The 689-nt window shown below is 68.2% G+C and carries 1 protein-coding gene; it reads left to right on the forward strand.

The annotated features are described in order from the left end of the window. A partial coding sequence (locus tag JNK74_29005; protein ID MBL7650221.1) for an ABC transporter ATP-binding protein occupies positions 1 to 689 on the forward strand: 689 nt, incomplete at both ends.

Genomic DNA, 689 nt, shown 5'->3' on the forward strand with positions numbered 1-689 from the left:
GCAAGACGACCCTCATGAAGCTCATCCTCGGGCTGATCCGGCCGAATGCCGGCAGCTTGAACGTGCTCGGAGTCGCGCCGGACAAGGCGCCGCTGGCGCATCGACGGCAGATCGGCTTCCTGCCGGAGAACGTCGCCTTCCATGACGAGCTGACCGGCGCGCAGACGCTGCGGTTTTATGCCCGGTTGAAAGGCGCCGAGCCCGCGCAATGCGTGGCGCTGCTCGAGCGCGTCGGCCTCGCCTTCGCCGCCGACCGGCGGGTCAAGACCTATTCCAAGGGCATGCGCCAGCGCCTCGGCCTGGCCCAGGCCCTGCTGGGGGAGCCCAGGCTGATGCTGCTGGACGAGCCGACCACCGGTCTCGACCCGGCCTCGCGCGCTGAGTTCTTCCGCATCATGCGCGAGCTGTCGGATCGCGGTGCCACCGTCATCATCTCATCTCACATCCTCACCGAACTCGAAGCGCGCACCGACCTCGTCGCCATCATGAATCGGGGCAAGCTCGCCGCCTTCGGGCCGCTTGAGGCGCTACGGCGAAGGGCCGACCTGCCGGCGCGCCTGACCATCGCCGCGTGGAACGGCGTTGATCGTATTCTGGAGGCGCTCGGCGACCTGGCGGTGGGCCACAAGCCGGCGAAGGAGCGCGGCACGATCGAGGTACTGTGCCGCGTCGACGACAAGATGGAAGCA

The organism is Candidatus Hydrogenedentota bacterium (assembly GCA_016791475.1).
Classification (GTDB): domain Bacteria; phylum Hydrogenedentota; class Hydrogenedentia; order Hydrogenedentales; family JAEUWI01; genus JAEUWI01.